Origin of the sequence: Paenibacillus sp. RS8 (assembly GCF_041956825.1) — a bacterium.
In the GTDB taxonomy this organism is placed as follows: Bacteria; Bacillota; Bacilli; order Paenibacillales; family Paenibacillaceae; genus Paenibacillus_AQ.
Genome location: NZ_CP168131.1, coordinates 6,902,961 through 6,929,803 on the forward strand (window position 1 = coordinate 6,902,961; position 26,843 = coordinate 6,929,803).

At 43.8% G+C, this 26,843-nt stretch carries 21 protein-coding genes; 1 reads left to right on the top strand and 20 read right to left on the bottom strand.

All coding sequences use genetic code 11. The features are described 5' to 3' along the window. Position 1 precedes the first annotated feature (1 nt). From prmA to ACDZ28_RS32350, 8 genes are all read right to left on the bottom strand, one after another. Positions 2-1,057 (bottom strand): 50S ribosomal protein L11 methyltransferase, encoded by a 1,056-nt coding sequence (gene prmA, locus ACDZ28_RS32315; protein WP_375103720.1) that lies wholly within the window; start codon positions 1,055-1,057, stop codon positions 2-4. Between the two features lie 188 nt (positions 1,058-1,245). Then, entirely contained in the window at positions 1,246-1,824 is a 579-nt protein-coding gene (locus ACDZ28_RS32320; protein ID WP_375105460.1) for a DNA-3-methyladenine glycosylase I, read from the bottom strand. 138 nt (positions 1,825-1,962) lie between these two features. Further along, positions 1,963-3,639, bottom strand: a complete 1,677-nt coding sequence (locus tag ACDZ28_RS32325) for a DUF4179 domain-containing protein (protein WP_375103721.1) — start codon at positions 3,637-3,639, stop codon at positions 1,963-1,965. Then, positions 3,599-4,159, bottom strand: coding sequence for an RNA polymerase sigma factor (locus ACDZ28_RS32330; RefSeq protein WP_076299677.1), 561 nt, complete (start codon positions 4,157-4,159; stop codon positions 3,599-3,601). Before ACDZ28_RS32330 ends, ACDZ28_RS32325 begins: the two co-directional genes overlap by 41 nt. 197 nt (positions 4,160-4,356) lie before the next feature. Continuing rightward, on the bottom strand, positions 4,357-5,268 hold the full coding sequence (locus ACDZ28_RS32335; protein WP_375103722.1) for a methyl-accepting chemotaxis protein: 912 nt from the start codon (positions 5,266-5,268) through the stop codon (positions 4,357-4,359). Positions 5,269-5,436: 168 nt separating this feature from the next. Continuing rightward, positions 5,437-5,811, bottom strand: a complete 375-nt coding sequence (locus ACDZ28_RS32340; protein ID WP_341114533.1) for a hypothetical protein — start codon at positions 5,809-5,811, stop codon at positions 5,437-5,439. A gap of 91 nt (positions 5,812-5,902) precedes the next feature. Next, a complete protein-coding gene (locus tag ACDZ28_RS32345; RefSeq protein WP_042130382.1) occupies positions 5,903-6,082 on the bottom strand; it encodes a YfhD family protein in 180 nt (59 codons plus the stop codon). A gap of 42 nt (positions 6,083-6,124) precedes the next feature. Further along, positions 6,125-6,484, bottom strand: a complete 360-nt coding sequence (locus ACDZ28_RS32350) for a hypothetical protein (protein ID WP_339287725.1) — start codon at positions 6,482-6,484, stop codon at positions 6,125-6,127. A 285-nt stretch (positions 6,485-6,769) separates the two neighbouring features. Between ACDZ28_RS32350 and ACDZ28_RS32355 the strand changes: the two genes are divergently transcribed. Continuing rightward, the gene (locus tag ACDZ28_RS32355; protein ID WP_375103723.1) at positions 6,770-11,239 is read left to right on the top strand and encodes a S8 family serine peptidase; all 4,470 of its coding nucleotides are present in this window, start codon (positions 6,770-6,772) and stop codon (positions 11,237-11,239) included. Positions 11,240-11,492: 253 nt separating this feature from the next. Here the strand turns inward: ACDZ28_RS32355 and dnaJ are convergent, their stop codons facing one another. The 12 genes from dnaJ to ACDZ28_RS32415 all read right to left on the bottom strand — a co-directional run bounded on the left by dnaJ (position 11,493) and on the right by ACDZ28_RS32415 (position 26,754). Then, positions 11,493-12,614 carry a molecular chaperone DnaJ gene (gene dnaJ, locus ACDZ28_RS32360; RefSeq protein WP_042130386.1) on the bottom strand — a complete coding sequence of 374 codons (1,122 nt, stop codon included), beginning with the start codon at positions 12,612-12,614 and terminating at the stop codon, positions 11,493-11,495. A 257-nt stretch (positions 12,615-12,871) separates the two neighbouring features. Then, entirely contained in the window at positions 12,872-14,719 is a 1,848-nt protein-coding gene (gene dnaK / locus ACDZ28_RS32365; protein WP_042130388.1) for a molecular chaperone DnaK, read from the bottom strand. 219 nt (positions 14,720-14,938) lie between these two features. Continuing rightward, positions 14,939-15,520: a nucleotide exchange factor GrpE gene (grpE, locus tag ACDZ28_RS32370; protein ID WP_042130389.1), complete on the bottom strand. Its 582-nt coding sequence runs from the start codon at positions 15,518-15,520 to the stop codon at positions 14,939-14,941. A gap of 49 nt (positions 15,521-15,569) precedes the next feature. Continuing rightward, entirely contained in the window at positions 15,570-16,601 is a 1,032-nt protein-coding gene (gene hrcA, locus ACDZ28_RS32375; RefSeq protein ID WP_042130390.1) for a heat-inducible transcriptional repressor HrcA, read from the bottom strand. A 104-nt stretch (positions 16,602-16,705) separates the two neighbouring features. Then, the gene (locus tag ACDZ28_RS32380; protein WP_375105461.1) at positions 16,706-17,197 is read right to left on the bottom strand and encodes an N-acetyltransferase; all 492 of its coding nucleotides are present in this window, start codon (positions 17,195-17,197) and stop codon (positions 16,706-16,708) included. A gap of 93 nt (positions 17,198-17,290) precedes the next feature. Then, positions 17,291-18,463, bottom strand: a complete 1,173-nt coding sequence (hemW, locus tag ACDZ28_RS32385; RefSeq protein WP_341114537.1) for a radical SAM family heme chaperone HemW — start codon at positions 18,461-18,463, stop codon at positions 17,291-17,293. A 196-nt stretch (positions 18,464-18,659) separates the two neighbouring features. Beyond that, on the bottom strand, positions 18,660-20,909 hold the full coding sequence (locus ACDZ28_RS32390) for an FAD-dependent oxidoreductase (protein WP_375103724.1): 2,250 nt from the start codon (positions 20,907-20,909) through the stop codon (positions 18,660-18,662). Between the two features lie 19 nt (positions 20,910-20,928). After that, positions 20,929-21,756 (bottom strand): carbohydrate ABC transporter permease, encoded by an 828-nt coding sequence (locus ACDZ28_RS32395; RefSeq protein WP_076284811.1) that lies wholly within the window; start codon positions 21,754-21,756, stop codon positions 20,929-20,931. Between the two features lie 63 nt (positions 21,757-21,819). Then, entirely contained in the window at positions 21,820-22,704 is an 885-nt protein-coding gene (locus tag ACDZ28_RS32400; protein WP_231573337.1) for a carbohydrate ABC transporter permease, read from the bottom strand. Between the two features lie 92 nt (positions 22,705-22,796). Next, entirely contained in the window at positions 22,797-24,101 is a 1,305-nt protein-coding gene (locus tag ACDZ28_RS32405) for an ABC transporter substrate-binding protein (RefSeq protein ID WP_375103725.1), read from the bottom strand. 95 nt (positions 24,102-24,196) lie between these two features. Beyond that, positions 24,197-24,964: a response regulator gene (locus ACDZ28_RS32410; RefSeq protein WP_042130400.1), complete on the bottom strand. Its 768-nt coding sequence runs from the start codon at positions 24,962-24,964 to the stop codon at positions 24,197-24,199. Then, positions 24,949-26,754 carry a sensor histidine kinase gene (locus ACDZ28_RS32415; protein ID WP_231573896.1) on the bottom strand — a complete coding sequence of 602 codons (1,806 nt, stop codon included), beginning with the start codon at positions 26,752-26,754 and terminating at the stop codon, positions 24,949-24,951. The genes ACDZ28_RS32410 and ACDZ28_RS32415 overlap by 16 nt, the downstream gene beginning before the upstream one ends. Positions 26,755-26,843: the final 89 nt, after the last annotated feature.

Genomic DNA, 26,843 nt, shown 5'->3' on the forward strand with positions numbered 1-26,843 from the left:
TTTACCTCTTTCCGGCTGTAAACGCCACCCAATCTTCCTCACGGGATATTTCAATAATCTCAAAGCCAGACGCTTTCAGCGCGTTCGCCACAAGTCCTTCTTTATCCTTGTAAATACCAGAGGTAATGTACAGACCCCCAGGTTGAAGCGCGCGGTATACATCATCCGTAAACAATACGATGATTTCCGCCAAAATATTCGCAACTACAATTTGTACAGGCAATGTCACGCCAAGGCTGCTTTCTTGTCCTTGCTTAGCAGGAACGGTTCCTTCTAGTGAGTGACCAGGTCTAGCGGATGGCCACATCTCTCCAGCCGCTGTATCAGCTACGCCTTCCCCGCCCAGCAGTGATAGAAGATCGCTCTCTTTTACCGTTATGGATGATTCAAGCTTGTTAAGGGCTACATTCTCCCGTGCACTTTCCACAGCCACCGGATCCAAATCTAAGGCCAATACGGATTTTGCACCTAGCAGCATCGCGCCTACAGCCAGAATTCCTGAACCGGTGCCGACATCGATAACTTCTTCACCGCCGCTAATGTTCTTTTCAAGTGCACGGAGGCACAGAGCTGTTGTAGGGTGAGTCCCGGTTCCAAATGCCATGCCAGGGTCGATTTCAATGATGGCTTCATCTGGGTTCTCAGGCGTATACTCCTCCCAGGTTGGTTTAATCGTGAGACGCTCCGATACCCGCAGCGGTTTGAAATATTGCTTCCAAGCATGCGCCCATTCGTCTTCATCCACAGTCTTCCAAGAGATCAACGCTTTCCCTGGATTAATCCCGTATTCACTCAATTCGGCTACCCGTGGAGTCAATTCTTCTATAACAGCATCCATATCTGTGGAATCGGCATAATACCCTTTTATGACCGCTTCCCCTTCTGGAATATCATTCAAAGGTTGGTCGTACAATTCACCGTAGCGTGTATCCCGTTCTTTATTCAGTGTGCCGGATTCCTCAATAGAGACCCCACCCGCACCAGCTTCATATAAAAAATTCGAAATCATTTCCTGTGCTTCTTCTGTTGTATGTATCGTCACTTCATGCCATAACATCTTTATGTAATCCTCCTAAAAGTTTTGTGAGCATTTGCTTCATTGATTTACTTCGTGCAAAACTGACTTCGAAAGCATAGGCTTAGTTTTATGCATTTGCTTCGTTGGTTTACTTCGTGCAAAACTCGCTTCGAAAGCATTCGCTTCATAGTATAACATTTCTTATTGGTGTAACGCCAAACTACAGCTCAACGACCTGCGACATCCTCTTTACGCCTACAAAAGCAGTTGAGCGAATGGTCATCCACCATCCCCGATGCCTGCATAAAAGCATAACATATTGTAGTACCCACAAACTTCATGCCTTTCTTCTTTAATGCCTTACTCATCTCATCAGACTGAGCCGTCGAAGCAGGTACATCTGCACGAGTCTTCCAATGATTAATAGTTGGCACACCTCCGACAAAGCTCCAGAGATACTCTGCAAAGCTGCCATATTCCTCGCAAATTTGCAAATACACACCCGCATTACGGATGATAGCATCAATTTTCAATCGATTTCTAATAATCCCTGGATCACTCATTAGCTCTGCAATTTTGGTTTCATCATAATGAACAATCTTATTTGGATCAAATCCGTCAAATACTTCTCTGAAACGCGCCCGTTTTTTTAGTACCGTGTACCAGCTCAGCCCTGCCTGCATCCCTTCCAGCATCAGCAATTCAAACAGCTTTTGGTCACCATACAGAGGCTTTCCCCACTCTTCATCATGATAGGCAATATATAGAGGATCATCATTGACCCAAGCACAGCGAGTGACTTCCATCATTTTTCCCCCCTTTAATTATTCATAGCTGAACCTTTACAACGTCTACTCACTGTATACGAAAAAAAGGGAAGAACACAAGGTTCATCCCCTAAAAAAGTTATTCTATTTTCTATACGCTTACGTATTGCCTACCTCTTAAGGCTGGATCTGCACTCTCGATTCTTTATCCGGATCATCAGTTGTGTAGTAGAACATATATATAGTAGCTTCTGTACCTTTAAAATCCTTATACACATCAATGGCCTTATTGTTTCCATCCCCCGCGAAATTGACGGTTATCGGTTTACCTAGAATGCGCTCTTTACCCAGCCCGATATGTGTCTGGTTAATTCCACCGAAGCGTGCATCTTCACTCCCAGTTTCTACGTAAAGATCGGATCCCTGCATATAGTATGTCCATTTCACCGGATACCCGCTGAGTTGCTGGATAATCGTCTGTTTCTTTTGAGAGATATTCGTTAAAAGCAGCGGTGTTTTGTCATCATTATTATTGGTAATTTTATAGCTGCCATGCTGAGTCACCTTATATTTAGCTACAAAGGTAATCGGAGTCTCTTGCGTTATTTCAAGGTCAACTGGCCGTTCGAAACGAAGCACTGTCAGCTCTGGCTCACCTTCTGGAGATCTCCATAAATTCCCCTCAAGCGTCTTGCCAGCTACTTCAAGAGCATACTTTTTATAAGGGAAGCTATTGTCTATATTTTTACTTCTAACAGTGACTCGAATTTGAGTAGGCGACACAATCATATTCTCAAGTGTATAATCAGTTTCACCTACCTCAAGCGGCAGATTAAGACTCGTTTTTATCGTCCCGCTTTCCATCTGTTTTTTGCTTAATTGAAGATCGAATGAAAGTGGTCCATTAACATCTTTTTCTTTCTTCATATATTGCAGCTTATAAGTCATTTGACCGCCGGAAACATCCTCCGCTTTAAAGTATTGCTGCGCTGTATACTCCCCTTTTTCTCCTGGTGTACCGAAAGTACCTCCAGGCAGTGAGTTTATAAGCGTTCCGTTTTTGTACCCGACAATATTTGGATAAGCCCAGCCTTTGGCTTCCGGCTGATCAAAAATGATCGCTGAAGAGAATAGCATTTTTTCTTGTCCTTGAATAAAAGGCTTCACCTCTATGCTGCGCATTCCATCCTGTCCAATAGGAAACTTCTGCTTCTCCTGCGAATGGAGATCCAGAGGTAAATCTAACTCCTGCGTGCTAAAGGCATTCAGATTATCCGCAACCAGCTCCACATTCACGGTGTCCCGTTTGGGTGTCCATTCACTTTCGAAATAACCGTTATAAATTTGGTTTTTCTCGTCCCAGTTCAGATAGTTGTACGCTTCAGAGCTGTTCGCCCCCTCAGTTCCTTTTAGCGTCATCTCATTCACACGCCAAATTTCATTGTCCTGTCGTTGTCCAACATCCAATGTGAATAAGATGACCGTCCGATTCTCATCCACGATGGCTGTATGTAGCTTTAATGTTACTCCACCCTTCGTTATCGATTGATCCAGCTTTTGGCCGAGATTTTGTGCCAGAACGGCTTGAATTCCACCTCTTCCATGGAGCATTGTATCCCAGTTATAATGAACTGCCGCATACACCGGCGCCGCCGCTAGAACTACTGAGAACGATGAGACAAGTGCTATTTTACTCCAGTTTCTCCCCCGTTTCTGGTTACTGCTACTCATCCTGGCGTGAAAAGAGGTTGTAGTGTTATGTTCAATTCTCTCCCACATGCTTTCAAAATCAGGATATGTTACACTTTGACCCTCATTTAACTGATGCTCCAGCATATTCTCCAACTTTTTCATAAGATTCGCCCTCTTTCCGTTCAATTTGAACCCCAGCCTCCAGCAAAATTCTCCGCAATACCTTTAACCCTTTATGCAGCCTTGATTTGGTCGTCCCGAGCGGGATGGATAGCAGATCCGAAACTTCAGCTAAGCTGAAATCATGCATGTACCTAAGTGTAATCACCATCCGAAGTTTGACAGGGAGCTGACTCAAATATTTCGCCCATTCCATGGTCGTCTCCCGTTGTTCAATCAATCGTTCTACAGGGATTTCAGGAGACTTCTTAAATAAATAAAGATTGTCTGAGATTTTTTGTTGTAAAGTACGCTTCCGTTTCAAATGATTCAGGCAATGGTTGACCGTTATTTTCATAATCCAGGCCTTCAAATGCTCTACGTTCTCACGATTCGTGTGAAATACGGTAATGAACACATCCTGCGTCAAGTCCTCCGCATCAGCCGCGTCATGCACCATATAGTAGCAGGTCCGATATACATCCTTATTGTAGGCTTCGAATAACTCTCGGTTAGTCTCCAAATCTTGCACCCTCCTTTCTTTCTGTGATATCTATATGACAACCAGTCTTTGGAAAAGGTTCGTTTTTCTGAGCATAAACTATAGAGGCTGGTAATAAAAGATGGAAGATCTCAACTGTACTCATAAAGCAAAAAGCCACTCCCCATAAATCTGAGAACTGGCTTTCCTTTATATTTGCCACTAACAGCCTACAAAAATTAAATAATATTCATAACCTCTCGTGCTTGTGTATCTAAATCCTGGGCTGAGGAAGAAATATTCTTAAAATCATCTAATGCTATTTGAATCTGCTGTTGACTATCTTCTATATTTTCTTGTACCTGGTTTGTTCCTTTGGAGATTTTATCGATTTCCAGCGTGATGGCATCCACACTATCTTTTACTTGAATGATCGAATCCTGCACCATGGAGGATAGCTTTCGCACTTCTTTAGCAACCACGTCAAAACCTCGCCCAAACTCCCCGGCATGTGCCGCTTCAATAGCTGCATTAAGCGCTAATAGTTGCGTTTGCGAAGCAATATTACGAATAGTTTGTACAATCCCCTGAATCGATACCGCTTGTGTCTCCAGATTAGCTAGGGTCTGTGTATTTTCGATTGATACTTCAGCAATTTTGTCGACGCTCTGCAATAGTTCCTGACTACGTTCAATGCCTTTCTCGGCTCTTTGATTTAAGCTGTCAGACATCTCTTGCATCCGCTGTACCACGACACTCATGTTATTTTGTCGATCCGTGATATTAGTCGCAATCTTAGATACGCCAATGACTTGTTCATTATTTTCATCAAAGACAGGCATATAGGTAGCTTCCAGCCAAACCACATTTCCTTTTGCATCCATACGTTCAATTTTATCCTGAAAACTTTTTCCTGAAAAAAGATCCTGCCAGAACAATTCATAGCCTGGACTATTTACAAAGTGATAAAAGCAAAACTGTTTATGATGCATCCCATACATCTCTTCTTTGTTATACCCCATCGAACTAGCAAAAACGTCATTTACATAAGCCACTCGTCGATCAAGATCGAACCTTATTATAGCTAAATTTCTTTCTAAAGACCGGACGACAAGCTCATCGGTAACTCCTTGAGAATATACCATTCCCATATAATAATTCCTCCTGGATATCTATATGTTATTCGCGTCATCTTGAAGTATATTTCAACAATTATACGCTCTTATTCCGCAGAGAGAAATACATGATTGTTATTAAAATAAATTGAATTCGTGACTAAAAAAGACTCCAGGAAAGTGATCTCTTATATGTACATTTCTTTATTTCTTGGACCCGTAATCCCCCATCTTGATTCCCCACACTGAATCCTTTTGATGAGCTGCGGCTTCTTTTAAACTAGGGAGTCTTGCATCCAGTGGACTATGTCGTTCCAGATACATCACAAAGGCCTGACGAAGCCCAATCTCGGCATCCAGTTTATTAAGTTCGCTCGGGTGTTTCTCCATCTCGGCTAATTCTACTTCCCAACGGTATAAATCGCTTGCCTCAGATCGCTCCAACCGAACTTTTTCAGTCAGCTCCCGCAGTTCACGGTAAGCTTGTTTAACTTTTGAAGAATAGAGTTGCTTCTGATTCATAATAGTTAAGCATGCGATAAGCAGCGCTAATCCGGTCCACAAAATAACGTTATCCATATTTCCCCTCCAGCTTGGGCTATTCTCCTAATTATACACACCAGAACGCAAAAATACCCCACAATGTGAGGTATCTTTCTTAACTTAGTTCCTATTCTTTTTTCATAATTTCATGCAGCTGACGTTTGTCTGCTTCCAGCGCTCGAGCCTGTGCTTCGATATCCTCTAAATCAGCCTCAGCTGCTGAGAATTCCACGTCTTCTGCCTTCGCCTCGTACAGCATTTTCATCTTCTCGGTCTTTGAGAATATTTGTGAGTTCTCTCTATCCATAGTATCGTTATTCTCCCTTCGTCTTATTAATGAAGTAATTATTCAAATCATCCCGCCCGCTTCTTCAATTAAGCGTAATGCCTGATCATGGGACTCTGAATGCAAGATCACCGTAAGTAAAATATCTCTACCCGTCGGTCCTCCATCTCCGCCATGACTCATCCCGCTCGCGCTGGTATCCGCAGCAGCTAGTATACCTGTGTGTGCACGCTCAGCAGTCAGGGAGTCCATTCTGGCAACATTGCCTGTCACTGGATTTACCCCTGAGCTAAAGCTCGTGCCTCCATATCTACTGAAGCGATCAATGGAGATTTCAATGGCCCGAAGTGCACGGAGCTTACGAGCAACACCCTCTGCTTCCTCAGGACTTTTAAAATAAGCCAAAATAGATCTTTCCGACATCTTATCCCCGCTCTCGCTTGAAATTCAGATATCTGTTGCATTCCTTTATATTGTCTTCCTTTCGCTTGTTTTATGCCTTTTTTTTCTCATATTCCACTAATCTACTAGGAATTCGACATTTTCTTCAATTCTTCCCTGCAATATAGTACTAAAGTTGTATATTCGATTTGAAGTTATAGCTGTAGAATAAATTTAATTTTCATAATTTTTTACATTTTATGTTGAGGAGGAGAATTACAGATACACACTGCAATATAAAAATTCATTTTGGGAGGATGAACTTATTTGAAACGTACCTTTAAACACTCTATTCAAAGATTTGGTATTGGGGCGGCGAGCTTCGGACTGGCTGTTTCTGTCCTTTTTCCATCCGCTGCATTTGCGAACTCATCCCTTGAATCATCAACTAACCTAGTTAATAATGTACAGTCTCAAAGTGTGACCCCTCATAACTACGCGGGTGTGCTCAAAGGTTCAGCACCAGTATCCGTAATTGTGGAATTAACTAATAAACCAGTCAGTGTGTATGAAAATGAGGCTAAAACTTCTTCTTTGCGATCCTCAGTCTCCTTACAACGCAGTAAAATTATCTCCGAGCATAAAAGCTTTATTTCCTCAGCGCAGAAAATAGATGCCGACATCGGTTTTGAATACAGTGAAATTTTTAACGGATATTCCATTACTCTGCCAGCCAATCAAGTTAACAAGCTGTTAGAGCTTCCGGGCGTTGCAGCTGTTTATCCAAATGATGAAGTCCATGCGTTAGCAGACAGTGTTGAGGTAGCAACTTTGCCTGTTACACGTTCTTACTCGGACAGCGGCAATCTTATAGGTGCAGATAAACTACATGCATTAGGTTACACAGGAGAAGGGGTACAGGTAGCGGTTGTCGATACTGGCATCGATAAAAATCACCCTTTATTAAAGGATAATTATAAGGGGGGGTACGATGCCTACGATCAGGATAATGATCCGTCAGAAACACCTCCTGACGCTAACTTCCCTCCAAAAAATGGTAGCCCATATGAGACCTCGCATGGCACTCATGTAGCCGGTACAATATTAGATGTTGCACCTGAGGTGGATTTGTACGCATATCGCGTACTTGGCCCTTACGGTTCCGGTCCAACAGCGGTTGTAATCGCGGGTATTGAGAAAGCGGTCGCTGATGGAGCCGATATCATTAACCTTTCCCTGGGCTCTGATGTCAACCAAAGTTATTCCGCAAGTTCAATCGCGATAGACAACGCCATAAAATCGGGCGTAAATGTTGTTGTTGCCGCCGGTAACGCTGGACCGGATGTAGGAACATTAGGCGAACCTGCTGGATCGCAACTTGCACTTAGTGTAGGTGCTTCTACTACCCCAGTGAATACCCCATTCTTTGATATTGGCGATGTTAAAAAAATCCCAGGGACATTAGCCAGCTACTCCCCGGAATTAATTGAAAACATTGCCGGCAGTAAAATTGCTTACGCTAAGCTTGGGAGTGCTGCCGATTACAAAAATCTGGATGTTAAAGATAAGGTAGTGCTTGTCGATCGAGGCTCACTGAGCTTTTTAGACAAATCTCTTCATGCCAAAGCGGCTGGTGCTAAGCTACTATTGATTGCTAATAATGAACCCGGTGTAATTACCCCTACCCTTGGCGCGCCTGGAGATTACATTCCTACCTATGGAATTAGTCAAGCGGATGGAGATAATATAAAAGCTCAATTGGCTGCTGCTAAAGATATAATCAGTTACTATATAGCGCTTGAAGTAAATCAGTTAGCTAATTTTAGCTCTGTGGGTCCTGGGATGCCGGATTATCTAATCAAACCTGATGTTGTTGCGCCAGGGGTCAATATCAACTCGACGATTCCTAGCTGGACTGGGGATTACGAACATGCTTATGGCTTAAAAAGCGGAACCAGTATGGCAACCCCACATGTTGTAGGAGCTGTCGCTTTGCTACTGAGTGAAAACTCTAACCTTAAGCCAAATGAAATTAAAGCACTGCTGATGAACAATGCGGATCCTATCTTTAAGCGTAATGGAGATGCTTACTCTTTGTATCAACAAGGTGCCGGATTAATTAATTTGGAGAAATCAGCAAAGGCTGAATCTATTGCTAAAGTCGGGGAGAGCTTAATTAGTGGTCTTCCAGGTACTGTAGAAATCCCTTATTACACAGGCTCCTTGTCCTTTGGCCTGCTTCCAAAAGGAGCTAGCGTAACGAAATCAGTGTATGTAGAAGACTTTAAGGGGATTGGATCAACCTACACGCTGTCCACCGAATGGCTTACTGAAGCACCTGGAGACATTAGTATTGAAATTGCACCAAAGAGTGTTACCTCCGGTGTAGACCAATATGCACAATTTAAACTGAAGGTATCTGCTACGGCAAAAGACGGTGCATATGAAGGCATCCTGTTCCTAACCTCTGATACAGAAACTCTTCGTCTTCCCTTTAATGCACTTGTTGGCGATAAATTCAATTTAGCGCCTGTTAATCAACTTTCTTTTGAAGATCCACAGATTTCTCCTAATGGGGATGGACGCTTAGACGATACCACCTTTACCTTCTCTGTCAATGAAGAACTGGATGGCATAAGTTTTGTAGCCTCTTCAATAGATGCTCCTGCGACAGTTTTAGGTGCAGTTTATTCTGATGATGAAAAGGTCTATCGTGGCGTGTACGAAATTACAAATTGGGATGGAACGTTAACAGACCTGGAGACCTCCGCCAAGTCCACTTTACCAGATGGTCACTACTACATCACTCCTGTGCTTCCCAATGGACAACAACTTGAGACACAAAAGATCAAGTTCACAATTGATACCGAGAAGCCATTAGTTTCCGGCATCACACTTGAGGAGTACGAACGTGAGGCGCCAACCGATCCTGGTGCGGCAGAAATTAGTGGGTTCATTGATGATGACCTAATGGCCTATTATATTTCTAATACACAACCTATTGGAAACTGGTTTACCGTGTACGCCGAAGGTAAACATTATGATGGAAACACTTATAAATTCGGTGGAGTAATTGCAGGTAATGGTGCTTTTTCCATTGACGTTCCGGTTAACGAAGGGCTTAATGAGTACAAAATCTATGTGGTTGATAAAGTAGGTAATGGCGCAGACGACGATGATTATGCTCAGCGACTTCTTTATAGCACAGGGGATGGTATTTTCAATGTAAATCCGTCTCTATCTGCACCCACTATTGATTTGGGACAGCCGGTAACCGTTGATCTAGGGTATTCCGTGACTGATGAGGTTTATGGCGTCTATGGGGCTTCATTCGCTGTCATCTACGATGGTTCTCTCGAAACACCAGCGATCCAGCCAAGCGTACAACTGGCAACGTATCAAGAGGAGAATTTCTATGGTGTTCCACTTACAGAATTCTCAGAAACCTATAAGCTAGGAGACGGCCGCAAACTGACACAGTATAGTGTTAATCTGTCAGGTGGTGCTTATCACGGCTCCGGCTCACTAGGCAAAATAACCTTCAAACCATCTAAAGCGGGAAAATACGACTTGGAGCTGTACGATGTACAGGTCTGGAATGATGCTACAACATCAACAATCCCATCTGGTTTGAGAACAGTAAGCGTAACTGTTAACACACCTGAAACACCGAAGCCAACACCTTATTCGAATGTACCTACGGCAACTAGTGCTCCCGCTTCTGGAATCGCATTGAAATCTGGGAAGCTAGTAGAGACTGCAGATCCAGCAGGTGGCAAGTCTTCAGCGGTGTTCAACATCTTAGACACTGTATTAGCAAATTCGATCCAGAATGCAAAAGATAAAACTTCTGTACTTGATCTTAGCGATGTAAGCTTCAATAAATATAGCCAAGTTGTTGTTACTCTTACCCCGGCCCAAGCCGAGCAGTTAAAGAAATCGGAGAATGCACTCCGCCTAAATGGTAGTGGATTCAATGTACTCATTCCAGCGGCGACACTTCCGGATTTCATCAACAGCAACGGCTTAACCCTTACGATTAGTCTGACCGATGCGGGCAACACAGCAGTTTTAGCAGGTAGCTCAGCAGCATTAAATATCGGTTCTTCCATTCTCACCATCAGAAATGGTTGGACAACCGGAAAGCCGATCATCCTTCAGCTTAATCTAAAAGCCGCCAGTCTTCATGATGCTCGAAAGACTGCCGCTTATGTAGAATCAAAAGATCGTAAATGGTCCTACCTGCAACCTGGTTTTATCACTAAAGATGGTATTCTTCAGTTTAGCGTTACTGGTGATGGTTCTTACAGCGCAGCATCCAGAAATATAAGCTTTAAGGATATTGGCACACACTGGGCTCAAACCGATATCGAGGTCCTTGCTGCTCATGGTATCATTGCTGGCAAAGGAGCCGACGGCAGCTTTAAGCCTGCCGACACCTTAAATCAGGCAGAGCTTCTGACACTCTTCGACCGTCTACTTGGAAAAGGTGACACATGGAGTACTCGCATCAAAGAAAGTGGATCTCGTGATGTGCTAACTCGCGAGGAAGCAGCTCTTATCATCGCTAAGGCCCTTGGTGCTGATCTTACAGTAGCCAAGATACCTTTAAGCTTTAAGGATGCCGACAGCATCGCTGCGGAAGCACGTAACGCCGTAGCCTATGCTGTAAGCAAAGGTTATCTAAAAGGTGTTACTGCTTACAACTTCAATCCGCAAGGTACTCTGACTCGTGGACAAGCAGCAACGATTCTAAGCCGAGTGCTTGAGGATCTGCGTTCTTCGAACAACATCTAGTTGCACTTTAAAAGAAAGCCCCAGCAGCCAATGGCTGCTGGGGCTTTTTCGTCTTTAGGTCACATTTGCGTTTCCGAGGCAACCATCGGACTCAAATGACTCTAAACACAGCCGTGATCTCACGGTTACGGGTTACGTTCTGCATTAGCAAGTAGCCATAACCCCAAAAAAAGCAGAGCAGCGCCCCCCAAATAACGGGAGGATCGCTGCTCTGCTATATTATTTATTTATTCAATTAATGAAGTTAGAAATATCAGTCCCCGCGGAACGCACGCTTCACACGATCAAAGAAGGATTGCTCATGCTCATGTGTGTTTTCTCCATTAAGAGAGGCGAACTGTCGCAACAAATCTTTTTGCTCATCATTCAGCTTGCTAGGTGTCACAACAATGACTCTAACATGCTGGTCACCTTGGCCAGATCCACGTAGACGTGGAACACCCTTGCCTTTAAGGCGGAAGAAAGTACCCGTCTGCGTTCCCGCAGGAATCTTCAGCTTCACTTTTTCCGTTAAGGTAGGGATCTCAATCTCATCGCCAAGTGCTGCCTGTGCAAACGTAAGTGGAACCTCGCACATAATATCGTCGTTCTCACGTACGAAGAAATCATGGGATTTGACACGGATGACAATATACAAGTCTCCAGCAGGACCACCGCGTAAGCCGCCCTCGCCTTCGCCAGTCATGCGAAGCTGTGCACCGTCATCAACTCCGGCAGGGATGCGCACATGGATCTTACGTTGCTTCTTAACTTTACCCTGTCCGCTACAAGTCGTACATTTTTCCTTAATAATCTTACCTGTACCACTGCAATGCGAACATGGACGACGATTACGCATCTGTCCAAGTGGCGTATTCTGTACGAATTCCTGTTGCCCACTACCATGACAAGTGGAACAAGTCTCTGGTTTAGTACCCGGTTTAGCCCCGGAGCCGTAGCAGGTATCGCAAGTTTCCGTACGTGGAATAGTAATATCGGTTTCCTTACCGAATACCGCTTCCTTGAATTCAATGGTCATCGTATACTGCAAATCCCCACCGCGTTGTGGTGCGTTAGGATCACGGCGTCCTCCGCCACCAAAGAACATATCAAAGATATCGCCTAGTCCTCCGAAGTCGCCACCGCCGCCTCCGAAGCCGCCCATACCTTGGTTAGGATCAATATGGCCATATTGGTCATATCTAGCTCGTTGTTGACCGTCGCTAAGAACATCGTAAGCTTCTTTTACTTCTTTAAACTTAGCTTCAGCATCATCTGCTTTATTCACGTCAGGGTGATATTGGCGCGCCAATTTCCGGTACGCTTTCTTCACCTCATCGTCTGAAGCATCTCTACTGAGGCCAAGCACTTCATAATAATCGCGTTTATCTGCCACTGCTTTCACCTCCGTACGTTACATACTCAAATTCCTAATTACCTGTCAAAGAAACCATTATACGATAAAACCCTAGGATCTGACCATCCAGTTCCAGCAGATGTTTATTCTTACAATATCAGAAGGCGCATTCGCGAAGAGTGTGCAAACTGATATTACAAAAGGAAAGTCAAAACACGGGATGACCCGGTTTTGACCTTCCCTTCTTAACTATATAAGAATTTATCAGTTACGTCCTATACACTTATCGTTTAAGGTTACCCTTGATTCTTATCTTCGTCAACAACCTCATAGTCAGCGTCAACTACATTGTCTTTCTTAGGAGCGCCTTCAGCGGCTCCAGCGCCACCTTCAGCACCTTGCTCTGCTTGAGCAGCTTGTTCGTACAGCTTCATGGACAACTGTTGTACAATCTCAGTCAATGCTTCTGTAGCAGCATTGATTTCTTCAAGATTGTCAGTTTCAAGTGCTGCTTTCACTTTATCTTTAGCTTCGTTTGCTTTTTCAACTTCGGAAGCATCAGCTTTATCACCAAGATCTTTGATCACTTTCTCAGTAGAATACACGAGTTGGTCAGCACTGTTCTTCGCTTCTACCAATTCTTTACGCTTACGGTCTTCCTCAGCGTGAAGCTCGGCATCCTTCATCATTTGTTCTACTTCTGCGTCGCTCAGACCGCTAGAAGAAGTGATAGTGATCTTTTGGCTCTTGTTTGTACCTTTGTCTGTTGCAGATACATTCACGATACCGTTGGCATCAATATCGAAAGAAACTTCGATTTGTGGTACGCCGCGTGGTGCTGGTGGAATCTCGTTCAGCATGAAGCGTCCCAGTGTTTTGTTGCCGTTCGCCATTTGACGCTCACCTTGTAGCACGTGAATCTCTACGCTAGGTTGGTTGTCAGCAAAGGTCGAGAATACTTGGGATTTACTTGTAGGAATTGTAGTGTTACGCTCGATCATCTTCGTGAACACGCCACCTGCAGTTTCGATACCGAGGGAAAGCGGAGTTACGTCGAGCAATACAACGTCCTTAACATCACCAGTCAATACACCCGCTTGAACAGCAGCACCAAGAGCTACAACTTCATCCGGATTCACACCTTTGTGTGGATCTTTACCTGTAAGCTTCTTAATTGCATCTTGCACAGCAGGGATACGAGTAGAACCACCAACCAGAACGATTCTGGTAAGGTCTGCAGGTGTCATACCAGCATCAGACAAAGCTTGACGAGTTGGTCCCAAAGTACGTTCTACCAGACCAGCAGTAAGCTCATCAAACTTCGCACGAGTTAAGTTGATCTCTAAGTGTTGAGGTACTCCGTCTACTACAGTGATGAACGGAAGAGAAATAGTAGTTGTCAGTACGCCCGACAATTCTTTTTTCGCTTTTTCAGCTGCATCTTTCAAACGTTGTACAGCAGATTTATCTTTGCTCAGATCAATGCCTTGCTCTTTCTTAAATTCAGATACCAGGTAATCCATAACCACTTGGTCAAAGTCATCGCCACCAAGTTTGTTGTCACCGCTTGTAGCTTTTACTTCAAAGAAGCCGTCGCCCAATTCCAGGATGGATACGTCAAACGTACCGCCACCAAGGTCATAAACAAGGATAGTTTGATCTTCGGATTTCTCCAGACCATATGCCAAAGCTGCAGCTGTTGGCTCATTAACAATACGCAAAACTTCCAAGCCTGCAATTTTACCTGCATCTTTAGTAGCTTGACGCTGGCTGTCATTAAAATAAGCAGGAACTGTGATAACTGCTTGAGTAACAGTTTGGCCAAGATATGCTTCTGCATCGGATTTCAGCTTTTGAAGAATCATTGCTGAAATTTCTTGTGGAGAGTAGTCTTTACCATCAATGCTTTCTTTGTGGTTCGTACCCATATGACGTTTTACCGAGCTGATCGTACGATCAGGGTTAGTAATCGCCTGGCGTTTAGCTGTTTCACCGACGATACGCTCGCCGTCTTTCTTAAAACCTACAACCGAAGGGGTTGTACGCGCGCCCTCTGGGTTTGGAATTACAACGGCTTCGCCGCCTTCCATTACGGCAACGCAAGAGTTCGTGGTTCCTAAGTCAATACCGATAACTTTACTCACAATAATTTGCCTCCTCTTAAGGTATATGGAGCATACGCTCATTTTAATTTTAAAAATACAAGCATAAATGCCTTCGGCGTCCTTATTTTAGAACGATTAGCGTTTAAGCGAGAAATATAAGGATAATATATAGCGTGAAACTTATGCTTTCTTATATTTTCAAAAAAAATCCGATTGGTACCACTGGTGGACTGAAACTGCCCGTCCTATTTTGACAGACTACATGCTGACTTTGACCATAGCAGGACGAAGAACTTTATCTTTCAGGAGATATCCTTTTTGGACTTCTTCTGTTACGATACCCTCTTCGTACTCCTCGCTCTCCACCTGCATGATAGCCTGATGGTATTCAGGATTAAAAGGCTGTCCTACTGTTTCCATAGCCGTAAGCCCCTCGGACTTCAATACCCCATCCAGCTGACGGAAAATCATATTAACACCCTTCACAAAAGCTTCGGACTCAGGGCCACTAGGAGTAGTGACTAAAGCACGCTCGAAATTGTCCAGTACTGATAGCAGTTCAGTCACGAGCTTGGAGGTGGCATATTGAGCCAACTCTTCTTTCTCCTTCTGAGTACGACGACGGAAGTTATCGAAATCAGCCTGCGCACGCAGCGCACGTCCTTGATATTCATCAGCGAGATCCTGCAGACGTTTTACCTCCGTACCTGTGTCTGAAGCACCTTCACTAACTTCCTCTGCCGTAAATGAGTCGGCTTTCGAAGCTGCATCAGCCTCAGGTTCCTCATTTATCAAATCATCTTTGAATTCATTAGCATCTTGAACTTGTTCCTTTTTCAAGTTGTCTTCACCTCCTTAAAATCATTCACGTAATCAATGTTGACTCTGTTCACTTATACCAGTGTGCCAGCATCGCTGTCAAATCTCGGGATAAAATGCCCAAGATCCCCATCACTCTTGCATATTCCATTCGTGTCGGTCCAAGGATGCCAATGCTTCCCAAGGCCTGCCCATCCAGTGAATAAGTGGCGGTGATCAGACTGCAGTTAGCGAACGCTTCATGATTGTTCTCCGTCCCTATTCGGACCTGAATACCTGTGCCGCCTGTTGTAGGGGCCAGCATTTTGAGCAATGTAGGCGTCTCTTCCAGCAGATCAAGAATGCTTTTCACCTTGTCAACATCCTTGAACTCAGGCTGTGTAAGCATATTCGTGGCTCCACTGAGATAGATACGCTGCTCTTGATCACTTTCCAGCGCAATGTCCAGCACTTGCATTAATTCTTCATAATGTGAGATGTGACGCTGCATTTCCTCGCCAAGCTCGGAATACAGCCGAGTCTTCAGCTTATAGAGTGGTACATTGACCAGCTTACTATTCAGTAGGTTAACCACTTTCTCCATCTCGGAAACGGAAATCTCCGGTGGAATGTTCACCGTACGGTTCTCAACTTGCCCCGTACTTGTAACGATAATCGCTACAGCGGTTGTATCATCTAGCGGTAACAACTGAAAATGACGCAATGATGTATGAAAAACCTCCGGTCCCAGAAGGATGGAAGTGTAATTCGTCATATTGGAAAGAATCATCGCCGCATGTTGGATGACCTGCTCCATCGCATTCAGCTTCTCGGCAAAAAAAGCGCGGATCGTGCCCATCTCTGCCGTTTCGGCGGAATTCCACGGTACCAGATGATCCACATAGTATCGGTATCCTTTATGGGAAGGTATTCTCCCTGCCGATGTATGAGGCTGCTCGAGATAACCCAAATCCTCTAGGTCAGCCATTTCATTTCGAATGGTCGCAGGGCTGTACCCTACATCCCCCCGTTTAGAAATGCTGCGAGACCCTACTGGTTCTGCCGATGAAATATAATCATCTACAATTGCATTTAGTATCATTCTCTGGCGATCAGTTAACATGTTATCCCCTCCTATCGGCTGTTGGCTCCGATTCGTTAGCACTCGACTCAGATGAGTGCTAACCACTAATACAAAAATACCAAACTGACATTGACATTGTCAAGTCAGTTCAGCATCTTAAGTACTGCTATTTCATCGCAGGCATGCTGCTTTTTACAATTCACGCAATCTGTCCATACCTTTTCGGGGAAAATCTCTTTCTCGACAACTTCGAATCCGTTTCTAAGAAAGAAATCTACGGCGTAGGTTAGTGCCATGACCTTAGGGATTTTTTGGTTTTTGGCTTCCTCCACCAGCTTCGCCAAAATCATAGAACCTATTCCTTTTCCCTTCCCCTCATCATTCAGGCCGATCGAGCGAATCTCTACGAGATCATTCCCGAGCTTGAAGAGCGAACCGCAGCCTACGAATCTACCCTCGATTTCCGCAATTACAAATTGATCGATCTGGCGAGTCAGCGCCTGCCTGGAACGGGGCAACATGATACCGCGCTGTGCGTATTCTTCTATCATCAGATACAACGGCTCAACATCTTCTACCACTGCATTTCTACAAATCACCTGTGCATCTCCTGCTGGAGACGAATGGCGGATCATTTCCGTCTTGGCAAGCACTTTAATTCACCCCTCTGTTGATAATATGAATAAATATACAACAGAGTGAATTACAATTCAAGGGGTATTTTAAAATTAAACTTCTGTCAGCGCGCCTACAAATTCTGCGAAAACATCGTTACCAAAAAGGATCCCTTGCTTGCTGAGCCGGTACGTCCCCTCTTCGTGTTCAAGCAGACCCGCATGCAGCATCTTATGAAGGGATTTCGCAAATACATCCTCTATCGAACGCCCAAATTGCGCCTGAAATGCCGCATTAGAGACACCTTCATGCATACGCAAGCCAACCATCATAAAGTCCTCCATCGCTTCTGCTTCAGTGATTGGGTATGCGTCCAATCGAGGCAGGCCTTTACGTGTAGCTTCAACATAAGGATTTACACCCTTAACATTAATATGTCGCTGACGACCTACATATCCATGTGCACCTGCGCCGAGACCATAATAATCTTCATTACGCCAGTAAGTGATATTGTGACGACTCTCCATGCCTGGTTTTGCAAAGTTACTGATTTCGTATTGGTTGTAGCCCGCTTCCTTCATAGAAGACATCAACAAGAGGTACATTTGCAGTTCATCTTCTTCATTAGGTAGAGGAAGTTTGTTCTTATTAAATAGGGTGTGAAAAAGAGTGTTCTCCTCCACCTTCAAGCTGTAAATAGAATAATGGGGTAAATCTAGCTCAAGCGCTTTGCGAATACTTTCAGCCAGCATCTCCACCGTTTGGTTCGGCAAACCAAACATAAGGTCAACCGACAGGTTGTTAAGTCCTACTGCACGAGCATTCTCCAAGCTGCGGTATACATCATCAACATTATGAATCCGGCCAATGCCCGTCAGGAGTTCGTTCTGAAACGCCTGAACACCAAAGCTCACCCGATTCACGCCGCCTTCTTTCATAACCGTCAACTTATCTTTATCCGTAGTTCCCGGATTTGCTTCCATAGAGAACTCGATATCTTTATCCCAATTCGGGAAATGTGTGCGAACAGATTTTAGAAAATAAGCCATCTCATCGGGTTTCAGTACAGTTGGAGTACCTCCGCCGACAAAGATCGTTTTGATGACACCCGGTGGGGTGTTCTTAACGGTCTGCTCCATTTCTCGATCCAAGGCTTCGAGATAATCCATAACCGGCTGATCCTTGAGAACGTAGGAATTAAAATCACAATAAAAGCACTTATTGGTACAAAAAGGTATATGAATGTACACGGCCTCAGGGGGACGGCCATTAGTATTCGTAGTCATTAGCTGTCTCCTTTATATAAAAATATCGTTTGACTAGTGTAATCTAAAAAACAAGAAAAGGAAAGCCTGACGGCTTCCCTTCGAGGGGCGATCATTTATAAATGATCTCTATTTTAAAATACAAAAAAGTATATATATTTTGTATTTCTCGCAGAAACAGATACCTTCCCTATAAGGATGGCTAAGCCGCTTCTTCTTAATATATCCGCATTTCCACGAGTTCTGCACGTTCTCCTCCGTTAGTTTCATGAATAACGATCCGAACAGTGTCCGTAAGGACAGGCTTCTCTAAACGATGTACGTTCTTCCGGCGATGATTGTCTTTGACGCGGAACATGACTTGCCACACGCCATCAATGAGCAACTCTACATCGTAAGCCTTTACTAGTTCAGGAATCACTAGAAATGGCGTTTCATGGTGATGTAGGTTGATAAGATCCTCATTAACATCATCGTTAAAAGTAAAATGAATTTCAGAGACTGAAGCAGCATCCGGGAGACGCGCCTCTACCCACTCCGTTCTACCAGCAGTCATCGGCTCAGAAACCCAGCTATGTGGCCCTGCAAAAGGTCGAGCATACCCGTCAGTGACTTTGGATGCAGCATATGCGGATGTTTCTACCGCAAAGCAGAAATGCCTGCGTACAAGCTGTTTCATGCTCCACTCCATCACCGGCTGATCTGGCTGATGATCCTCCAGCGCTGAATCGACTACTGGTTTAACGCCTCGCTCAAATGTAATAACACCTGTGATTGAGGTTTCTGAGATATGCAATTGAATATGCTCATTAGCTCGAATAATAGCGAAGATATTACATTCGCCGATTGAACTCCACTGCTCCTCTTGTACCGGAACATCAATCCATTGCTGCTCTCCAGCTTGTACTAATACAACATTAACCTGTCTACACTCTGCTGGAACGTAATTTTCCGCACGCCCAGTCGTCCATAGCTCAACCGTCAACTCTGACTGAGTACTTGCTGACACAAGCAGCTTCAACCCAAGGATATTTCCTTCAACCGGAAACAATATTCCTACGTCATGAGAAAGCTCATAAGCTTCAGCTGGACGATCCAGTAATATGCCTTTCATCGTACTGGACGCATGAATCTCACTATTTCTCGCGAGGTCTAGTGGATCTTCGTTGCGCAATCCAATAATCGAAGCATCTTGCTTTAACATCACCTGTTGCAATTCATGCATATGCTGATTGCGAATTTCACGAGGGGTTACACCTTTGATGACGGATAATGCTGCACCTGCTCCAGCCGCTTCACCCATAATCGCACAGGTCGCCATGACGCGTGTTGTTCCAAAAGCCACATGAGATGCGCTGATATTCCGACCCGCGAAGAGTAGATTTCGCACATTTTTCGAATAGAGCGAACTAAATGGAATATGATAAATCCCATCCGCATGCAGATGTTTCGAGCCACTCTCTTCTGCGTACATCCCTTGCGGTGGATGCAGATCAATCGACCATCCTCCGAATCCAATCCGGTCTTCAAATTCACGCTGCGCAAGAATATCATTTTGCGTTAAGATCGTATCGCCAACAAACCGTCTGTATTCACGTTTACCCGGAATTGATCCAACCCACTCCAGCGTCATATTTTCGGCATCAAAATGACCTGAGTTTTTAATGTAATCCCAAATCCCATAAATAACAGAGGATAGCTCATCACGTATACGTTCATTCTCATCCACTGTATCAAGCTCACCACCCCACTCAATCCACCAGTAGTGACAGCCTGAATCTCCACTCCGAATGACCCGCCGGATCGGGATCGACGTTGTTGTAATATCCTTCGCGAACGATGGAGCAACATAACGTACCGGTTTTCCTGTATCCTGTGTATAAAACAATAATGTACTGCCTAATGTAATGTTATCAGGCACTTCTGGTGCCCATTCCTCATTAAATTCATGGCGGGCTTCACGTCCTAAACGGAAGTCAGCTCCTGCTAGGAAGCCAACCAAACCATCGCCCGTGCAATCGATGAACGCCTCACTCTTGAACGTAATCAACCGCTCAGATCCCATCATCCAACCAATCACACTGCGAATCGTACGATCCTCTGCCTCACCTTCCGCTTCCACTTCGCGTACATCGGTATTTAGGAACAGGCTGATATTCGACTCTGCCTTCACGGCTTCGAGTAAGGTTAGATCCCATAAGTATGGATTTCCCTCCGGGTTCCGGTATTGATTCTCGATGAATAACTCACCCATAATGCCTGTCTCACGTGCATATCGATTTACACCATGTCCTGTTGCACCACATACCCATACCCGAACCTCTGAACTCGAGTTACCACCAAGTACAGGACGGTTCTGCACTAGTGCTACCTTTAACCCTAGGCGCGCTGCAGCGATCGCCGCGTTCATTCCTGCAAGTCCACCACCGACCACTGTTACATCGGATTTAACCGTTTCTGTTCTCATGTTAGTACCCCTCCTATAGTTAGCCTTTCACAGCCGAGCTGGAAATCCCTTGAATAATGTATTTCTGACCCACAAAGAAGATAATAATCATTGGAATAATTGCAGCCGATGAAGCAGCCATCATCCCGTTGTAGTCCACATTGTTCTCAAGAATAAAATTCTGCAATCCAAGCGGAATGGTATATAGTTTAGGGCTTTGCAAGAATACAAGCGCATTCTCATAATCATTCCATTGCCAGGAGAAATCGAGAATAGCAAACGTTGCTATTGCTGGCTTCGCTAATGGCAGAATTAAGCGGAAAAATATCTTATAATGCCCCGCCCCATCCAAAAAAGCAGATTCCGTAATTTCCTTAGGAATGCTCATAAAGAACTGCCGAAGCATAAATACACCGAAGATTGAGAACATGGCGGGTAGGATCAGCGCCCAATGCGTATTGTAAATCCCAACCCAGTTAAACATGATAAACTTTGGAACAAAAAGCACCTGAGGTGGAACCATCATCATGGATAAATATATGACAAATAGTCCATCTCGACCTTTGAACGAAGTACGTGAAAATCCGTAAGCGGCAAGGGCAGATAGAAACACAGCCCCCACAGTTCCAATAATTGAAATTTTAAGTGAATTTAAATAATACGGAACAAAATCATGACTTCCTGTCCACACCCGAATATGATTGCTCCAGTTGAGAGATGAAGGCAGCCATTTGTTAAACACCTCGGCAGGTGTCTGAAAGGATGTGCTGAGCATCCATAGGAAAGGCACAATCATAAATAGTCCTAGAACAAACATGATGATCGTTACTGGCAGTTTCACCTTCATGTTTCCTGCTTTTTCATTCATACCGCCTGCTCCTTTAAATTATGGTTTCGGGGCCCCCTGCAAAGCTTCACTTTGTGGGATCATTTAGTAATGAACCCAGCGCTTTTGGCCGATCCACTGAATGACTGTAATGACGAGAATGACGGCGAACAAGAACCATGAAATGGCTGAAGCGTATCCCATATCGTAATAACTGAATGCTGTTTTATAAACGAATAGTGATAAGACCGTCGTACTTCCGCTAGGACCTCCAGCCGTAATGGCTTGAATAATCGAGAACGATTTCATCGTCATAATTAATCCGGTAATCATTAATAAAAAAGTTGTGGGACTAACAAGAGGCCATACAATTTTCCATGTTGTTTTGAATGTGCTTGCGCCATCGATCCGGGCAGCTTCCAGCTGTTCTGTCGAAATTTCCTGTAATGCAGCTAAATATATGATCATATTGTAGCCAAGCATCAGCCAGATTTGTACGATATCAATGGCATACATTGCGGTTTCCGTATCCGCAAACCATCCTGGCGGCGATGTTATGCCAATCCAGCGAAGCATTTCGTTGATGGGTCCCTGTGAAGGCTGAAATAGCAGCATCCAGACAAATGCAACGGCTACTCCACTGGAGATATACGGTAGGAAGAACATTCCACGTAATACGCCTTTAAGATACACACTGCGGTTTAGAAATAGCGCTACAATAAATGCGAGCACCATCGATACTGGAACCGATATCAGGAATATCACCGTATATTTGATCGAGGCATAGAAATTATCGTCATGGAACAATCGTTTGAGATTATCCAGCCCAGTAAATTGCCAATTCGGATTTGAAAATTGATAATTCGTAAACATGAGGACAAAGGAATAGATTGCAGGAATAATAAAGAATAAGAGAATACCAATCATATTCGGAAGAATAAAGGTCATGCCGATCCAGCCTTGTCTGTCCATCCAGCTTCTCCGCTTCACGGTATCGCCGCCTTTCGTATGCTGAAAAATGGGTACACGAAAGAGAAGAACGAAGAAATCTTCCTCCTTCTCTTTTTGTGCTAACTATTTCATTATTTCAATAACTCTTGCGAACGGGTTTGCATATTCTTCATCGTGGTTTCAATATCTTGCTTATTTAAGAAGTATTTTTCATACTCTTCTTTACGTGCATCAATGGCTTGTTGAGTTACATTTAGCTGGAAGGACGGGAATTTGCCGAATACAATTTTATTCATTGAATCTGTATCATATTTGTCTTCCACACCCTTCATGAGAAGGCTCATTGCTTCCTTACTATCTACACTCTTAGAGGCTGGAATACGACCACCGCTTGCCATTGGTAGCATACCGCCATCCGCATACCATTTTGCGAACTCCCAAGCTGCGTCCAGGTTCTTGGATTTCGCATTAAGAGAAAGCATGTCACCCACACCGCCCGAATATTTATAATCCTTTTGATCTTTATTCACTTTTGGAATAGCGGCGAACGCGGTTTTGAAATCATGCGGATAGTCTTTCAAGTTGTTCGCATTTCGGAAAATAAACTCACCTGCTGCCAGCATTGCCGCTTTGCCTTGCAAGAACATGGTGTCAACCGGCATTTTACTTGTCAGTTGCTCGCCATATTCCGGTGTGGATTTGTCCACGAACATCATGTTATGCAATATTTCCAGGTGTTCTTTCCATAGATCATTCCCAAAGTTTGAAGTACCATCCGCCTGTTTCACACCCATTCCAGCAAGCGTACCGTCCATCGTTGTTGAGAAGGAGGAATCTGCCTGCAATAATCCGTACACACCAGGCTTCGTTAGCTTCTTCGCATACTTCTGAAGATCTGACCAGGTCCAGTCCACCGCAGGAATCGGTAATCCTGCTGCATCCAGCATATCTTTGTTCAACCACACAAACGCCATGTTTTTCTTTGTAGGAATCCCATAGTACTTATCATTTATTTTCCACATTGCTGCGTCCTCGCCGATCTGGCTGTCGATATCATAATCTGTCTTCGTGCTTAGATCCAAGGCAACGCCTGCATCCATACGTTTCTGTAAATGAGCAAGATCGTAGTTCATGAAAAGGTCTATGTTTTGATTGGTCATCAAGGCAGTATCTAGCTTTAAGTTTCCAGCATCATCATTTACATTACGGATATACTCGACTTGAATGTCTGGATGATCTTTATTCCAGTTATCAATTACAGCTTGAGGCCCGGCTTCTGCCGGAACTGCCCCCCACATCGTAAGCTTTATTTTCTCCTTTGCTGTTTGTCCATTTGCACTGCCCTGCGCATCATTACTTCCACTAGTACCACAACCAGCCAGCATCGTACCTGCTAATAAGACAGAAAGCACTGCAGGATACCACTTTTTCTTCATCGATATCTTCCCCCTTGGAAGGATTATGTGTTGTGCTCTACGTCTATAACTTTATCATCAGAGCGGATTCTGGGGGATGAACTACATTTGGGAAACTATAGAACGTTTTTTGGTTCTTTGCGAAATTCATTTGGCGTGACGCCACACCACTTTTTGAAAATTTTAATAAAATAATTATCGTTCTCAAAGCCCACCTGCTGCCCAATCTCACTAATTGTTAGCTTCGTCTCTGCAAGCAGCATTTTTCCAGCCTGAATACGCCGCTCTTGAATATAATTCGTCAACGTTTTCCCTGTCTTTTTCTTGAATAAGTCACTTATATAACTTGCATCCATTCGGATCAACTCTGACATGGATTTGAGCGAGATGTCCTCAGAATAATGCTCTTCAATATAAGCAATTATTTTGTTCATCTCCACATGATCTGTCGGTCCCGTTTGTTGCTTCTCAGGAAACCATTTATCGGCCTTTTTCATCTTCACCATTTGCTCTAGCTCGGCATGAACCTTACCCATGGTCTGCTTCAAACCTTGTAGATCTAAAGATAGCTTCAGAATGTAGTCCGAAGCTCCAAATACGAGCGCTTGCCGAGCGTATTCAAATTCACTCAATGCGGTCAACATTACAAATCGACAGTCGAAGCCTTCCTCTCGCGCAACTTGAAGGAGCTTCACCCCATCCATCACTGGCATATTGATATCCGTCACTACCACATCAGGTCGAAGCTCACGAATCATTTGCAAGCCAACTTCTCCATTCTCCGCCTCACCTATAATTTCAAACGGGATTCCAGCCTTTAAGAATAATTTCCGTATACTTTTAACTGCGGGTTGTTCATCATCCACAATTAACGTTCTCCACATGTGAGCTTACCTCCATCGTAAGGTTTTGAAATAAGAAGTGGAAAATGGATAATCACTTCAGTTCCTGTGTCTGATGATACAATGTCCATGCCTGTCCGTTGATTCTTGAACAACAGCTCTAAGCTCTCCCTAATATTCTGAACACCGATTCCTTTTCGTTTCCGTGCAGCCTTATTCAGCTGTGCTCTATCTATTCCCATGCCGTTATCTTTAACCTGCAGATATAGTTGCTGTCCAGTCACCTTAGCGGAAATATCAATTCTCCCTTGTTTCACAGACTGACCGAAGCCGTGAATCAAGCTATTTTCAATTAAGGGCTGAAGACAGAATTTAGGAATTAATGCGTATTGTAGTTCCTCGTTGATATCATATTGAATCTCAATCCCATGTCCGAAGCGTTGCCGCTGAATTTCCATGTAAGATTCAATTAGTACAATCTCATCCTTTAACAGAATCAAATCCACTTCCGTATTTAAGGTTGTTTCCAATATTTTGCCTAGTGCAACACAAATTCCATAAATTTCATCATCATCTTTATCTAAGGCGATGCTCTTTATCGTATTCAATGTATTTAGTAGGAAATGTGGATTCATCTGCGAAAGTAACACCTGAAATCGAACGAATTGCTTCTGCTTTTCTTCAAGCTGAAGACGCTGCAACAGCTCATTTAAATCATGGATCATTATATTGAAACTCTGAGTCAGCGCCAGAATCTCTCCCCGCCCTTGCTCGGGTAATTTCATTTTGAGATTCGTTTTAGCGGTCATCTCCATCTTCTTCTGCAGCTTCTTTAGCGGCACTGTAATCGTCGATGATATAAAATAAGTTAATAGAACAAATAGCAGTAGTATGACTCCAAATACAGCAAAAAATCGTTGCTTCTGCTTATACACCTCAAGAAATAGCTGTTCTAGCTGCACCTTTTTAACGACATAACCATTCAACTCTTCGATGTAGCTGTATGTGTATAAGCTTTTCTCCTTCGGATCGATGATGGATGCAGCACGCTCTGTCTGCCGCTGGTGGTCACTCTTCACAATACTCTGCGCAATATCTGGAGAAAAGGTCTCATCCTTATCCGGATTAAGCATCATTCTCCCTGAGGCATCGAGCAGAAAAAAAGAACCTTCCTGTTTACTCCCTAACGTTGATTTAATAAACCACTCCTCATAATCGATACTTAGTCTTGCATAAGCATAAATGTTAAAACCATTATCACGCATAACCTCATAGAGGCTAAGCATTTTCTTACTTGTCGTACTTTCCCGGACCACATTATTCTTGTCATTCGGATTCCATATATATCGATTCGCTCCTTCTCGCTTCAACGCTTGAACCCAATCTTCCGATTGGATTTCGTCGTAGCTCAAGGTTTCCCTCGGCATAAAGGAAGTGTATGCGTTTCCATGAAGGTCGATTAAAGTATAATACACCGTCGCTCCACTCATGAAGAATGTATTTTCAATCGCTCCAAACTTGTTTTCAACGAGCTTTTTTCTCGTGATTTCATCAGATTGCTCAGGATTCTTCATTATCGATAAAATCGTTGTATCTTGTTCAAGTAATGATCCTGTTTTCATAACGAGACTCATGAGATCAACAAAACCATTCTTAATCCCAATAAGCTGCTCTATGTTCTTCGTTTCCGCATTATCCTGAAGCATTTGTTCTGTCTCTTTGAAGTTATACAGAACGAGCATGGCAATGGGTGTTAGTACCAACAGTAAGAAAGCTAACAAAATCCGATTCTTAAAGGTACTTGGCGTAAGTTTTAAATATAATCGTTTCAAAAGAGGACTCCCCTTACAGTGTATGTGCTTACAATCCTTCCACCCTATTGTAATCTTCTCCTGCGCAAAAAAATAGAGCCGGGATATTC

Coding starts and splice junctions, on each gene's coding strand:
- prmA (WP_375103720.1), bottom strand. CDS start 1,057: ATGTTATGGCATGAAGTGACGATACATACAACAGAAGAAGCACAGGAA.
- ACDZ28_RS32320 (WP_375105460.1), bottom strand. CDS start 1,824: ATGGAAGTCACTCGCTGTGCTTGGGTCAATGATGATCCTCTATATATT.
- ACDZ28_RS32325 (WP_375103721.1), bottom strand. CDS start 3,639: ATGAAAAAGTTGGAGAATATGCTGGAGCATCAGTTAAATGAGGGTCAA.
- ACDZ28_RS32335 (WP_375103722.1), bottom strand. CDS start 5,268: ATGGGAATGGTATATTCTCAAGGAGTTACCGATGAGCTTGTCGTCCGG.
- ACDZ28_RS32340 (WP_341114533.1), bottom strand. CDS start 5,811: ATGGATAACGTTATTTTGTGGACCGGATTAGCGCTGCTTATCGCATGC.
- ACDZ28_RS32345 (WP_042130382.1), bottom strand. CDS start 6,082: ATGGATAGAGAGAACTCACAAATATTCTCAAAGACCGAGAAGATGAAA.
- ACDZ28_RS32350 (WP_339287725.1), bottom strand. CDS start 6,484: ATGTCGGAAAGATCTATTTTGGCTTATTTTAAAAGTCCTGAGGAAGCA.
- hrcA (WP_042130390.1), bottom strand. CDS start 16,601: ATGTTAACTGATCGCCAGAGAATGATACTAAATGCAATTGTAGATGAT.
- ACDZ28_RS32380 (WP_375105461.1), bottom strand. CDS start 17,197: ATGATCCGCCATTCGTCTCCAGCAGGAGATGCACAGGTGATTTGTAGA.
- hemW (WP_341114537.1), bottom strand. CDS start 18,463: ATGACTACGAATACTAATGGCCGTCCCCCTGAGGCCGTGTACATTCAT.
- ACDZ28_RS32390 (WP_375103724.1), bottom strand. CDS start 20,909: ATGAGAACAGAAACGGTTAAATCCGATGTAACAGTGGTCGGTGGTGGA.
- ACDZ28_RS32395 (WP_076284811.1), bottom strand. CDS start 21,756: ATGAATGAAAAAGCAGGAAACATGAAGGTGAAACTGCCAGTAACGATC.
- ACDZ28_RS32405 (WP_375103725.1), bottom strand. CDS start 24,101: ATGAAGAAAAAGTGGTATCCTGCAGTGCTTTCTGTCTTATTAGCAGGT.
- ACDZ28_RS32410 (WP_042130400.1), bottom strand. CDS start 24,964: ATGTGGAGAACGTTAATTGTGGATGATGAACAACCCGCAGTTAAAAGT.